A 13,543-nucleotide genomic window follows, 5' to 3' on the forward strand; every position below is an offset into this window, starting at 1 on the left:
TCCCCCCCCCCCGCCGCCCCCATACGCGCCGCCCGCCCCACCCCCTTTGGGGGGCCCCCCTTCCGCTTTTCTTATTTAGTTTATGCTAATAACGAACGGAACCGTCAGAATATGTCCATTGACGTTAAACTGGCCCCAGACTTTGTAAACTCCCTTGGTTGGGAAGTATGTCATGAATACCACTTTTGGACCTTTTGCTTTCGGGTATAATGGGTGAATATGCATGAACTGTTTTACGTCCTTATCAATTGCAACCGAATGTCCTACCGTACCTAAGTAGGGTTTTAAATTTTTTATCGGCTTATTTGATGCAGCATTATATAAGGTGAAATTCATATCGAGATTTTTTTTTGCAGTAGGTTTCTCATCAAAAGAAAGTGTTACCTTCGTTTCATCAATGATTTTGGTAAGCGTTGGGTCAGGTTCTATCGGAACTGAAGCAGGGGGAGTGCCTTGTACCGTTATCCAGTGATCTTCAATACTGTAATCACTAGCCCCCACAGGTGTCATTTCAGCAATGAGCTTATAATCTCCACTGGCAGGAAACTTTGTTGTAATTTCGAATAGTCCATTACCTTTAAAAGTGGGGTGAATATGGGCAAAGTAAGATAGATCCTTACTAACCACCACTAAATGCATTTTTTTCGTGCTGACTGTTTCAAATTCATTAATCGGCTTATTATGTTTGTCCTTAATAAGGATCGAGATTGTTACTGGCTGGTTAGCTGTTATACTATCTGGTGCAGACCATTCTGAGAGTGTTTCATTACCGCTAACTGGCTTCATATTCATCATATGCTTACTATCCGTATTCATTGGGACTCTGGCTGCACCACAGGCAGATATAAATAAACAACTAATGAATAAGGGTACTAAAAAAAATTTTTTCAAAAGAAATACCCCTCTCAAATATTTTGCAAAACATACGGTTTAGAAAAAAATTCAGTTTACTTATATCATAGCATAGTAAATGTGGGACTACTAAATGTAGGATTTGTTGGGGAAGAAAAACTGAACTCAGGAGAATTTAAGTGACCTTACTTAGATCCTTTGTTTATAATAGGTGAAATGTTTTATAATGGAAATAGTTTGGATATCAATTCCTGTTCGTTTATACAATTTAATAATATTGAGATTAGTACAATAGCTAGGGGGAGCATATGGATGATTTAGTGATTTGGGGAATTTTAGGAGCAGGTGCTTTATTAATGAGCACCATAAGTGCAATTAGTCAGTTAAGAAGTGAGCTTGCACGTGTAAACAACACATTAAATAAAATTGCTAAACAAGTTGGAGTTCCCGATGAAGTTACAGCGGATGTACAAACTGAATTAATGAGCCTTATTGCAGACGGTAAAAAGATTAAAGCCATTAAAAGATATCGAATGGTCACAGGGCATGGTTTAAAGGAATCCAAAGAATATGTGGATTCCTTAACTAGCGAAAGAATAAAATAGGTGTAACGATCGGATGATTTTAACATCTTTAATTTTTAGACGGAGCTACTTTTTTATGCAAATCATAAGGAAGGTAGGGAACTTTTTTAGGATTAAAGTTAATAACATCTGAAGAATAGACTTCTACCATTAAGTTGTTTCCTATTGTTTTTGCTTGAATCAGAATGGGTTGATTGTATTTATTTGTAAAAACAAAATCTGGTCCATCCCAACTAACGGTAGCATCTCGTCCAGGTGGGATATAAGAAACTTGTCTGCTGTGTGAAAAACGTTTGATAATGTTTAACCCTGCATTATCCACAGCGTTAAAAAGGGTAGATGATACTTGACAAATTCCTCCACCGATATCTTCTGAATATTCTCCTCTTTTGATGACAGTGGCGGGCAAATATCCTTTTTCTGTGGTTCTTTTTCCCACCACTTTATTAAAAGAAAAGGTTTCTCCTGGAAAAACCACAAAATTATTAATAGCATTTGTAGCAAGATAAATATTATTCGTTCTTTCTTTATTATAGGTGTTGAAGGATGTTACATATTTTCCGATTTTTGCATTTCGAATATTTTCAAGTAATTCACTATCAACTTTAGGATAAATGGTTTGTAAGGGGAGTTCTAATTTAGATGTACCCTTGTTAAAATAATGCGAATAAACTCTTTCTGTGAAAATTTGGCGATGTAAACGGTATCCTACTTGTTCTGGTAAGATATTTCCTCTTTTATCAATCATCGCATTTTTAGGATCTTTAGCTACTTGTTTGTCAATATTGTCCATACATTTATTTAATTGTTCTGTATTAATCACGGGTAATTCAGGTATGTTCGTCGAAAAATCTGTACAATAATTGACTGATAAAGGCAGCCCATTGTTAGTGATTGCTAAATGGTCTGGCATATTCACAGGATGAGATAAAACAAATAGCCCAAGTAACCAAGTAAAATTCATATATAGACAACCTCCCATTTGTTAATATGGGCAGAAATATTCCTTTCATGTAGTGGCTTGATGATTAATTAATGGTAATATTCTAAGTTAAAATGGAAGGAGTTGGAGAAATCGTTATGCATAAATGGAAGCATTTAATTGCAGGGATGATCGTTTTATTATGTGCTTGTAATCATCAAAATGAGCCCAAGAATCAAACTCTTCCGGACAATACCCTTCACAAGGAGGTTAATAAGGCAACACTCCCAAAGGTTGACCATATATTGATTGTTGTGGAAGAAAATCACTCTAAAAGTCAGATTGCAGGTAATTCATCCGCACCCTATATGAATTCATTAATGAAGCAGGGAGCAAATTTTACCAATTACCATGCCATCCAACATCCGAGCCAGCCCAATTACTTGGCTTTGTTTTCAGGATCGAATCAAGGGGTAATGAATGATAAAATGCCTCGTTCAAAATTCTCTACTGACAACCTTGCAAGTGAATTAATTAAAAAGAAATACACTTTTAAGGGATACTCGGAGGGGCTGCCTTCAGTCGGCTATGATCGGGAGTCGGCTGGAAACGGATATGCTCGAAAGCACAATCCTTGGACTAATTTCTCAAATATTCCTACAGAGGCTAATCAATCAATGAAAGATTTCCCGAAAGATTTTTCTCAATTACCTACGGTCTCGTTTGTCATTCCAACCCTTGATAATGACATGCATGACGGTACTATCAAGGAAGCTGATCAATGGTTAAAAGAACACATCGATCCGTATGTCCAATGGGCAAAAACCCATAATAGCCTTTTGGTTGTTACTTGGGATGAAGATGAAGGATCAGACAAAAATATCATACCGACCTTCTTTGTGGGACCGATGGTAAAAAAAGGTTTATATGACTCAGATGTTAATCACTATAACTTATTAAGAACTATAGAAGATATATACAGGCTGTCCCATGCAGGCAATGCTAAAACTAGTGAACCTATCAAAGAAATATGGAAGTGAAAAAAGCATTAACAATAAGGGCCATCTACTTGGATGGCCCTTAAACTATTGATCCTCGTGAAAAGGTAAAACAATTGTTAGTTCAATCATTTGATTTTTATAATCGACATGTATTGTTCCACGATGCAGTTCAATAATACTTTTGGTTATAGCTAATCCTAATCCAGCTCCAGACTTATTTGAAGAACGTGAGGTATCTACCCGATAAAAACGATCAAATAATCTTGTAACCTCTTCTTTGGTTAAGGTTTCACACGGATTTGAAACAGAAATTTGAACTGACTGCTTGTTTTTTATCATCTTTACATAAATGTTTCCAGGAGGAGTACTATATTTAATTGCGTTCGTTAACACATTTTCTAACGCCCGGACCATTTGATTTGGATCAATTTTCATCATTATTTGTTCTTTTGGGAGATCGTTACTAAATTTAACATTGTTATCATTAGCGATAGGGTCAAGTTCGTCCATTAGCTGCCTGATCATTTGATTTAGACTAACTTTTTCTTTTTTTAGCTGTACACCCTCATAATTTAACCGGGTAAAATCAAAAAGATCCTCAATTAATTTTTTTAATTGTTCAGATTTTCCGTAAGCGATATCCACGTATTCATCTAATTGTGTTTGGCTCTTGTATTGATGGTCTTTCACAAGTCTCAAATAACCCATAATCGACGTTAACGGCGTACGTAAATCATGGGAAACATTGGTGATAAGCTCATCCTTTAATTTTTCCGTTTGTCTTTGCCTTTCGATCATTTCGTTTAATTCGAAAGCCATATAATTGATATTGGTTGCAAGAGACCCCAACTCATCTTTACTTTTCTCCCGAATTCTATAGTTTAAATTTCCTTTCGCTATTTCCATTAAACCTAATGCAATCTCCTCAATTTCTTTCATTTTCCTTTTGGTGATCAGATAAAAACAAATAATAAACGTAACTAGCCCTAGAAGATAGGGAGTAACACCGGTTTCTTTTATATAAACAGTCGTGGATTTAGGGACACCACTTACAATGATATAGTTCTTTTCACCATCTAGTGTTATCGAATAAAGCTTAGTAATAGTGGGGTGTTCATCATGATCTTTTCCAACCAAAGTCTTTTGGGCATTTGTCATTACATTTTCAAGGTTGATTTGTGTATCACTTATTCCTTTGGACCTGAATAGGACCTTTCCGTCTGAATTGGTAATGAGTGTATTGAGATTGAATTGTATTTTAGGTTTATTGATTAAATATTGAATTAATTCTGTTTTTGTTAATTGATAGACGGACTTCCTATCGTACGGGACCGTTACCCATTCCTCGGTTCCTTTTGCATAGGTAGGAGAACGTTTAAGAAACTTCTTTTTGAAAGCTGGATCCTCATTTCCTAAATCTAATACGAGTCCGTTTATATCTTGATTCATTTGATTAAATTGTTTGACCAAATCTCGTGCACTTTCATCAATCGTTACGACCCCTTCTGTAAAATCAAGTCTACGATCTTCATTAACAAAGAAGGGGCTTGCTGCTAAACCGACAAGCGTGGAAACAAGAATACAAAAAGCAAACGCTAATATCACCTGAATTCGTATGCTTGTCTTTACTAACAGAGCTAGTTTATTCAAATAGTTGTCACTCGAAGGAAGGAGGGACAACTGTTTCTTATTGTTCAATTTTATAGCCGACCCCCCAAACTGTTTTAATATACCGAGGTGTACGCGGGTTATTCTCAAGTTTCTCACGCAAATTTCGAATGTGAACCATGACGGTATTTTCGGATTCATAAAAGGGTTCATTCCATACCCGTTCATAAATTTTTTCTGTACTAAATACGACACCGGGGTTGCGAGCCAAAAGTTCTAAAATGGCAAATTCTCTTGGTGTAAGTTTTATTTCTCTTCCTTCTACCGACACTTCGTGAGTAGAAACGTTAATCATTAACTCATCTATGGAAAAGACATCCATTTGTGGGACTGTATTTGGTTGAGGCTTTCCATCCATTTGATTAAAACGGAGGTAACGACGGAGCTGTGACTTAATTCTTGCCACTAATTCCAAAGGTTGAAACGGTTTTGTAACATAATCATCCGCTCCTGTTGTTAAACCCATAATCTTATCCATATCCTGTGATTTGGCTGATAACATAATAATAGGAACATTTCTGCTTTCTCTGATTTTTAAACATGCTTGAATTCCATCTAAACGAGGCATCATGATGTCTAATACCACCAAATGAACAGTGTTTTCTTCCAGGATTGTTAGCCCCTCAATTCCGTCTGCTGCTTTCATTACGTTATATCCCTCATTATTAAGATAAATCCCGATTAAATCACGTATTTCTTTTTCATCATCAATAATTAGAATGGTTTCTTGTGACATGTAAACCTCTCCTTTCTAATGGCTAAAGTTTACTCTAATCCTCTTAAGAAAAAACAATAGAATTTCTGAAGTTTTTCTTAAGATTTACTTTTACTTTTAAGAAAATCTTCAGAAGGAATGGCAGGTTTCCTTAAGAAGTTTTTTGTAACATACAAACAGACGAGGAGGAGTTCGGAAATGAATGGAAAATGGAAAATAGTTGGCATGCTTTGTTTTTTGCTGAGTATACCAGCGATGATGCTGGTTTATCCATATTTAAATACACCCTCTCGCGGTGTTCATACGTTTGTTACGAGTTTAGATAAAGCTATTCCAGTTGTGAAATTGTTTGTGGTTCCATACGTTGCATGGGTTGGTTATTTAACAATAACCTTAACATATTTCTGTTTCAAAGATTCTACACTTGCGTTCAAAACGATTCTTGTTTTTGACCTAGGATTACTAGTTTGTTTTATCATTTATTATTTTTATCAAACGGTAGGTCCCGTACGCCCTGAGATAACAGGTGAGGATTTCCTTTCAAGAATTTTGCAGTATGTTTACAAGATTGATCAACCTTACAATTGCTTTCCAAGTATTCACGTTATGAGCAGTTACTTAATGATCCGAGCGATACGTAACAGTTCGCTTACAAACAGATGGATCAAATGGAGCATCGTATGTTTCTCAACTTCTATTATTCTTGCCACATTGTTTATTAAACAACATGTGATTATGGATGTAGTAGCCGCAATTGTTTTGGTTGAATGGTTATTTAAAATAGTAGAACTTGTGCATAGTTGGATAGTAATGCCGAAACGGCCCGTAAAACCTGTTGCCAAAAAATCTTTTTCAGTATAGCCATTTTTGCGAGTTAACCACAGGGTAATGTGGGGCAGTCGATACTCATAGATAAAATCACACAATTTAAAGGAGTGGAGAACAATGAAAGCAGAAAATAAAGAAAAAGTTTTAATTCTTACCGGTAATTATGGTGATGGTCATATTCAAGTAGCCCAAGCTTTACAAGACGCAATACAGATTAGATATCCGGCATTAGAGCCTGTAATTTATGATTTTATGGAATGGGTCCATCCTTATTCCAATCAGTTTAGCCGTTTCATTTATCTGCAGGGCGTGAAAAAATTCCCTCAGGTGTACGGCTTTATCTATCAAAAAACACGAAGAGTAAACAAACTATCCAATGTGATGAAGACCATTTTATCTACAGGCGTCGGCCGCATGCTTAAGTTAATTGAAGAAGTACAGCCAACGGTCGTAGTCAGCACGTTTCCCTTGGCTGCAGCGGTCATGTCAAAGTTAAAATCTTTAGGGTTAACTGACATTCCTTCTGTTACAACCATTACAGATCATACTGATCATAGCTGCTGGATATATCCTTTCACTGATCAATATATCGTAGGGTCGAATATTGTCCGTGATTCACTAATTAAATTAGGGGTTGAAGAGAATAGGATTGCACATACAGGGATCCCGATTCGACAGCAATTTTCTCAATCCTTTCAACGAGAGGAAATTATTGAGAAATACGATTTAGATCCACATATTCCCACCATTTTAGTGATGGGAGGCGGTTGCGGCATGATTGGGGATGGGAATTCCACCATTCAGGAGATTGATGCATTACCAAACCCAATTCAATTAATTATTGTTTGTGGACATAATGATAAACTTCGTATGCAATTACAGGAAAAGCTAAAGGATTCTAAACATCGCATTCATCTCACTGGTTATATTAATTATGTTCATGAAATAATGGCCATTTCCGATCTTATGATCACTAAGCCAGGAGGAGTGACTACTTTTGAAGCAATCGCAATGGAATTGCCGATGCTTCTTTATAAACCGATTCCTGGACAAGAACAGGATAACGCAAAATTTTTAGTTCATTCAGGGGTGGCGCTTCAGGCTGCAACTGATCGAGATTTGATCGATCATTTATCGAAAATATTAAACAATAAAGATCTACTTCAACAGATGAGAGACAATTCAAAACAGTTTCATCCTAAAGAATCAGCTTTTGCCTCAGCAGAAGTAATAATGAAAACCAAAGAAGCCAACAACAGTTTGGCTGAACTAGTGTGTACGTTTGGTTACTAAGTTAAGAAGAAGGTGAAATATGGAAAATATCATATTAGCATCAAACAAAGGTAAAAAGTTGCTGGGAGCTCGTTTTCTTTCGATGGGAAGTTTGATTATTTTCTTACTTTTCACAGGATTATATATATATTTTCTTCATTCAGGAGCAGCAAAAATATGGCTTGAATCCGTTCGTAATCTTGGATTATTTGGGATAATCATTGGTATTTTGATTCAAACGGTGGTAAATGTCATACCTGCTCCCGGCGAATTCGTCTCACTATTTCTTATTGAAATATATGGTCCAGTTGCAGGTGGGATCTATTCTTGGATTGGCGGAATCTTAGGGGCACTCCTTGCGTATTATCTATCCAATTGGATTGCTCGACCTATAATTGAACCATTGGCAAAACCTTATCTGGAAAAAGTACAAGTATGGCTGCAAAAACAGGGGGATATAGGACTTTTGATTATTCGCTTTGTACCATTGGTTCCTTATCATTTTATCAACTATGTATCAGGTATATTGAGAGTAAATATAAGAGCCTTTACATGGACGACCTCCTTAGGGATATTGCCTTATACGATATCTGTAAGCTGTCTATTTGCAGGGGTACGTCATGGGAAATTGATTCCTTTTATGTTTGGCGGCGGTCTGTTTATTCTGTCTTCTGTCATAAGTATTGTCATGAAAAAAAAATGGAATAAGTCCATATAAAATATTTATGAATATGAACCCATACTAGACAAAAACGAAGAGGAGAGGACAGGAAATGTTAAATATTATTTTACTTGTGTTGTTCTTCCTTGCACTTTATTGGATAGTTCCATTTCTGCTTACCGCTGGTGCAGGTATCGGGGTTTTAAAGAGGAAAGATACTTCTGAAAAAGTTGCTTTTACATTTGATGATGGTCCAAATCCCATTTATACACCGCAGCTATTGGATTTGTTAAAAAAAAATAATATAAAAGCGACATTTTTTGTCGTTGGTTCTAAAGCGGAAAAATACCCAGAGTTAATAGATAGAATGCATGCCGATGGACACTTAATTGGCATGCATAATTATGTGCACAAATCTAACTGGGTGATGTGGCCTCGGACGGTTCGTCAGCATTTAACGAAGACTGCTTCCATTATTGAGAAAATTACTGGAGAGCGGCCTATTTACTATCGTCCGCCATGGGGATTATTAACTTTATTTGATTTTCTACTAATAAAAAAGTATAAGATGATCCATTGGTCGGTAATGGCAGAAGATTGGCGCAGTAGAGGCGGCAGTGAAAAAGTTGAAAAAAGATTGTTACGGGATATTAAAAAGGGGGATGTTGTCCTTCTTCATGATTGCGGAGACACAGTCGGAGCTGATGTAGATGCACCGATCAATACCATTACTGCATTAAAGGAAGTATTTAAAGAATTATCAAGTCGTAGGATATCTTGTGTAAGAATAGATGAGTTGTAGAAGGAAAAGGACATAAGGTAGGTTTAACCATCTTTTGTCTCATTTCATTAATAGTGATAAGCTAATAAAAGCTGATATCATAAAGTATAGAGGTTCATTGTGTTATCACATTTCAATTTTTCAATCGATTATATACAAAAAAGAGGATTATTACTTATGAAATTAAAATCACATCTTGCCATTGCATTTGTCATTAGTGCCGTCTGTATGATCGGATTTAGTTTAATGTCCTTATTCATCAGCGATCATAAGATCGTTCACTTTGACACCAAGGTAATCCGAGCTATTCAAGGAATGGAGTCACCACCCCTGACAAATGTAATGAAAGTTTTCACCTTTATTGGTTCTGCACCCTTTGTGATTGTCTTGAGTATCGCTATATTGTTTTTTCTTTATAAGGTATTACACCACCGGATGGAATTAATTTTATTTATCGTTTCTATATTTGGGTCTGCAGCTCTAAATGGACTTTTAAAACATTTTTTTCATCGGATTCGGCCCAACTTACATCGCTTAATTGACATTGGAGGATACAGCTTTCCCAGTGGACATGCTATGAATGCCTTCAGCGTTTATGTGATCATAACGTTTTTGTTATGGCGTCATATTCCAAGAAAATCGGGAAGGATCTTTCTTATACTATTTAGTTCTTTCATGGTCCTTGCCATTGGGGTCAGTCGAATTTATTTAGGTGTGCATTATCCTAGTGATATTGTTGGGGGGTATTTCGCAAGTGGTTTCTGGATGGCTACAGCTATTTGGGTTTTCCAATTCTATCAAGAAAGACATAATAAGTCCCATAAAAAAGCTCTTATCTCTGATTGACATAAAAATTGGTTTAATATCATTCTACCTTGGAAATAGGATATAAGCCTATGTTTCTTCCCATGTTTTATGTATCACTTCTATAAAATGAGAGGTTACTAGTAAAAATTACAAGTAACCTTAAGCAATTTTTATTAAGTTTTTTTATACGAATTAAATTTAAAAGGAATACTTTCAAATTCTCTCAGCCTTACACTGTAAATCAGACAATGTATTAGTTGCCATTGGAGAAGCAGAATTATTTATTGATGTATCCGGTATGACAAAAATGGGACCTGTGTTATGATGATTCTTTCAAGGAGTATGAAGAATGAAGCTGGAATCTTGTGATATTATTTCTTTTCAACTTTTACTAATCCTTTACCTAAATTATTCTTATTAAAATAACATATAACCTCATCATCAATATGTATCTTAGCATCTGAAGTGACTTTGTTTGCAGAAAAAATGATTTCCGTTCCGTTATCATTTTTACCATAGTAATGGTTATCCTTAAACTTCGTTATTTTGTATTCTATGGTAGTGTACTTGTTGGTGCCATCGCTTTTTATGCTTGTGTTGTTAACCGGAGCCGAAGCTTGATATTTAACTAATACTAATAAAATTGCTAAAAGTATGACAAGGATGATGACTTTTTTTAGCATGTTACTCAACCTCCTTCTTAGTATTTTAAAAGTTAAAGGAGGAAAGTAAATCCTTCTTTCATCCTTAAGTCATTATTCCTATAAGCTATATATGAAAAATACGGTTTTGAAAGTTGGTCAGTCTTGATGAAAAGATGGGTCTCTCCATTAAATCATTTTCTTAGAATGAACATTAATGATCAAATAAAAAAACTGGCTCAAAAGGTGTCGATTCCCCGTTTTTTGAGTCAGTTTCCTTTTGTTATTTAATATTTATTTAAGTTAATTCAGAATACGTTTTTCACTTTGAATTTCCTGAATCGTGCTAATATTTTGCGTGAATTCAAGCGTTCCTACATATCCACCTGTTTCATCCCTGACAGCAAAGTAACGGATGTACACGTATTTATCTTTAAATTTAATATAAAAATCTTCACCATCTTTGATACCTGCTTTAAATTCTTGTAATAATTGTTCAACTACATGAACACTCTTTGGTGGATGACAGTTTTGAACCGTTCTGCCAATAACCGCTTTGGTACGAGCAAAGATTCTTTCTTTACCGTGCGAGAAATAGCGAACAACATCATCTTGGTCGATAAAGGTAATATCAACAGGCAAGTGATTTAGCATAAGTTCAAGCTGTTTAAGCGATAGAATACCTGTTTCCAACCGAATATATCCTTCGGTTAGCGCATTCTCTTCAATCTGTTTTCGTTCAGGCTTCCATACACCTGCCGGTTCGGTTAAGCAGAAACCAATTTCATCACTCTCATGAGCAATTTTCACCCATTCGTCTTCCGTTAAGGTTTGCAATGCCATTGGAAATAAGATGTTTTCCTCTTTAAAGATCATTTCACTGACTTCTCGGATGACAAAATATAAGGCATCGATTACGGATTGTTTATCTCCGTTATAGTTGGTTATTTTCTCTTTTGCCTCTTTTATGGCGGCTCGGATTCCGTCATCCACTCCCCACATCACTTGAGTAGGGCCCATGATTCCGTACTTTTCTAGGTAAGGGAAGAGTAGATTCTCTTTCCTGCTGTAATGTTTGTCGATGTCTAGTAATAGATTTAAATCTTCTAGTAACTTAAACTTGTTTTCCTCAGTGTCTGCTTTTTCGAAACGCTCGAAATGGAGCTGCAGTTTAAAGTTTACCAACCTATCAATCTCTTTATTTTCTAATTTAAAGGTATGGATGGGGTGCCCAGGATGCTCTTCGGGCTTATCGGAACGGTGTATTTCCTCGATAGAACCTTTAAAAATCGCCGTATGAACTGAGCATAGACGCTGCACTTCTGCGACCGGAATTCCTTCTTCCTCCATCAGTGCTTGTTCTAATTTAGAAATCTCTGCCACAGAAATGTTACCTGCAGCTTCTTCAAAACGAGCCTTTACTTCCCCGACACTTTTGCCGTTGTGCAGGTCTTTAATAATCTCTTTTAAAACCGCTTGCCGCTCAGATTGGGTAATAGTTTCTTTTTCACGGTTATTGATGATTTCACTCATGATTCATTCTCCTCTATTGGTTGATTGTAAATCCATTCTTTTCAAAGGTCTCAATCACTTTTTCTAATGGTATTCCTTTCATACGGCATCCATTTGGCAATGTCATAACACGTCCGGCCGTTTTTAGCATATTAGGATTTGTTATATTCTCAAAACCAAGTTCCTTCATAATCAGGATGATTTCGGGGTACTCGGTACATAATTGATAAACGGGTAGTTGAATATTCAATACTTTTGACATTGTTTTCACTCCTTGAAAGAGGGTGATAACTCTTCTCAATAGGAATATAACACAGGTATACATTTAAAATTGTGATTGGAATCACAAACAAAATAATAAATGAGCGCAGTTGTTAAAATTATGTGAATTTCTTCAGCAAACTGATACATATTGAGGGAAAGTAAGAGAAGAATATTCCCCTGTAAATCTTCTACACGTGTTGATGTTCCAAATTGTATTTTTTATCAAATTCTAATGCATGATACGTACTTAATTCGAATGTGACATGCGTTTATTTCATACAAATAAATAAATCTTGAAAATTCCCCCAGCATTTACAAAATTGTTGTTCCACGACCAATTTCAAATTTTTATGAGAATGAGAAGGGTGCAAGTATAAAATAGGAGGGGGCTTAGTATGAAATTCACGATACAGTATATTCCTCTTAGTAAAATCAAACCTGATGTATCGATGAAAATCACAGAACACATTAAAAAACTTCAGAGGTTAATGTGGGATTGTATGTTTGTGTTGGTTGTCAGAAAAAATAAGAAGGATGGCAGTTACATTATTGTTAGCGGTCAAGATCGATTTGAGTCCATAAAAAAACATACCAAAAACATTTATGCACCTTGTATAGTTGATAAAAGTAATTCCCCTCGAATGGTATCGTGGCTTCATCGTATACGAAACAAACAACCCCTAGATGATTTTCCGTTATTCCCCCCTAGCTGGTCCATTGTTCGATCCTTTTTGAAACAAGAGCCCCGTTTTAAAAATCTATCGCGTTCCGAACAAATTAGAGTCTTACTTATTGCGGCACGATACAAGAAAACTGTGATATGTGCTATGAAGACCACAGTGGCGGATATTATAAGAAGTTACAAATAATAGGAGAATATTAATATAAAAATAAAGAGCCACAAGAAATAATAACTTGTGGCTTTAATCGTCCCTTTTTCTCTTCTTTTGCTCCAATCTATCCAGTGTGGTGGCTGTTGTTTTTATTTCGGACAATATAAATTCCATCTCCTCATTATCCCTTTACAATTTACCT

Annotated in this window: 15 protein-coding genes; 8 read left to right on the forward strand and 7 right to left on the reverse strand. The window is 35.9% G+C overall.

What is annotated here, in order from left to right; translation table 11 throughout:
• Positions 1-75: 75 nt before the first annotated feature.
• On the reverse strand, positions 76-891 hold the full coding sequence (locus tag AAHB15_RS25010; RefSeq protein WP_342043562.1) for a hypothetical protein: 816 nt from the start codon (positions 889-891) through the stop codon (positions 76-78).
• A 269-nt stretch (positions 892-1,160) separates the two neighbouring features.
• Here AAHB15_RS25010 and AAHB15_RS25015 point away from each other — a divergent pair, with 269 nt between their 5' ends.
• The gene (locus tag AAHB15_RS25015) at positions 1,161-1,457 is read left to right on the forward strand and encodes a ribosomal protein L7/L12 (protein ID WP_342043563.1); all 297 of its coding nucleotides are present in this window, start codon (positions 1,161-1,163) and stop codon (positions 1,455-1,457) included.
• 28 nt (positions 1,458-1,485) lie between these two features.
• Here the strand turns inward: AAHB15_RS25015 and AAHB15_RS25020 are convergent, their stop codons facing one another.
• A complete protein-coding gene (locus AAHB15_RS25020; RefSeq protein ID WP_098527139.1) occupies positions 1,486-2,400 on the reverse strand; it encodes a VanW family protein in 915 nt (304 codons plus the stop codon).
• 116 nt (positions 2,401-2,516) lie between these two features.
• Here AAHB15_RS25020 and AAHB15_RS25025 point away from each other — a divergent pair, with 116 nt between their 5' ends.
• Complete coding sequence (locus AAHB15_RS25025) at positions 2,517-3,398, forward strand: alkaline phosphatase family protein (RefSeq protein ID WP_342043564.1); 882 nt, start codon at positions 2,517-2,519, stop codon at positions 3,396-3,398.
• Between the two features lie 45 nt (positions 3,399-3,443).
• Here the strand turns inward: AAHB15_RS25025 and AAHB15_RS25030 are convergent, their stop codons facing one another.
• A complete protein-coding gene (locus AAHB15_RS25030; RefSeq protein ID WP_335575106.1) occupies positions 3,444-5,057 on the reverse strand; it encodes a HAMP domain-containing sensor histidine kinase in 1,614 nt (537 codons plus the stop codon).
• A complete protein-coding gene (locus AAHB15_RS25035; protein WP_098527142.1) occupies positions 5,047-5,763 on the reverse strand; it encodes a response regulator transcription factor in 717 nt (238 codons plus the stop codon). Before AAHB15_RS25035 ends, AAHB15_RS25030 begins: the two co-directional genes overlap by 11 nt.
• Before the next feature lie 177 nt (positions 5,764-5,940).
• Here AAHB15_RS25035 and AAHB15_RS25040 point away from each other — a divergent pair, with 177 nt between their 5' ends.
• From AAHB15_RS25040 to AAHB15_RS25060, 5 genes are all read left to right on the forward strand, one after another.
• Entirely contained in the window at positions 5,941-6,603 is a 663-nt protein-coding gene (locus AAHB15_RS25040) for a phosphatase PAP2 family protein (protein ID WP_342043565.1), read from the forward strand.
• Positions 6,604-6,687: 84 nt separating this feature from the next.
• Positions 6,688-7,863 (forward strand): MGDG synthase family glycosyltransferase, encoded by a 1,176-nt coding sequence (locus AAHB15_RS25045; protein ID WP_335575104.1) that lies wholly within the window; start codon positions 6,688-6,690, stop codon positions 7,861-7,863.
• Positions 7,864-7,882: 19 nt separating this feature from the next.
• Positions 7,883-8,560 carry a TVP38/TMEM64 family protein gene (locus tag AAHB15_RS25050; protein ID WP_335575103.1) on the forward strand — a complete coding sequence of 226 codons (678 nt, stop codon included), beginning with the start codon at positions 7,883-7,885 and terminating at the stop codon, positions 8,558-8,560.
• 55 nt (positions 8,561-8,615) lie between these two features.
• Positions 8,616-9,305 (forward strand): polysaccharide deacetylase family protein, encoded by a 690-nt coding sequence (locus tag AAHB15_RS25055; RefSeq protein ID WP_342043566.1) that lies wholly within the window; start codon positions 8,616-8,618, stop codon positions 9,303-9,305.
• A gap of 156 nt (positions 9,306-9,461) precedes the next feature.
• Positions 9,462-10,130 (forward strand): phosphatase PAP2 family protein, encoded by a 669-nt coding sequence (locus tag AAHB15_RS25060; protein WP_098527147.1) that lies wholly within the window; start codon positions 9,462-9,464, stop codon positions 10,128-10,130.
• Between the two features lie 332 nt (positions 10,131-10,462).
• On the opposite strand, the gene AAHB15_RS25065 is transcribed toward AAHB15_RS25060, so the two are convergent.
• From AAHB15_RS25065 to AAHB15_RS25075, 3 genes are all read right to left on the reverse strand, one after another.
• A complete protein-coding gene (locus AAHB15_RS25065; protein WP_098527148.1) occupies positions 10,463-10,774 on the reverse strand; it encodes a hypothetical protein in 312 nt (103 codons plus the stop codon).
• 261 nt (positions 10,775-11,035) lie between these two features.
• Complete coding sequence (locus AAHB15_RS25070; protein WP_335575101.1) at positions 11,036-12,265, reverse strand: DUF438 domain-containing protein; 1,230 nt, start codon at positions 12,263-12,265, stop codon at positions 11,036-11,038.
• 13 nt (positions 12,266-12,278) lie between these two features.
• On the reverse strand, positions 12,279-12,506 hold the full coding sequence (locus tag AAHB15_RS25075; protein WP_342043567.1) for a DUF1858 domain-containing protein: 228 nt from the start codon (positions 12,504-12,506) through the stop codon (positions 12,279-12,281).
• A 397-nt stretch (positions 12,507-12,903) separates the two neighbouring features.
• Between AAHB15_RS25075 and AAHB15_RS25080 the strand changes: the two genes are divergently transcribed.
• The gene (locus AAHB15_RS25080) at positions 12,904-13,377 is read left to right on the forward strand and encodes a hypothetical protein (RefSeq protein ID WP_335575099.1); all 474 of its coding nucleotides are present in this window, start codon (positions 12,904-12,906) and stop codon (positions 13,375-13,377) included.
• Positions 13,378-13,543: the final 166 nt, after the last annotated feature.

The organism is Bacillus sp. OTU2372 (assembly GCF_038440275.1).
Classification (GTDB): Bacteria; Bacillota; Bacilli; order Bacillales; family Cytobacillaceae; genus Neobacillus; species Neobacillus bataviensis_B.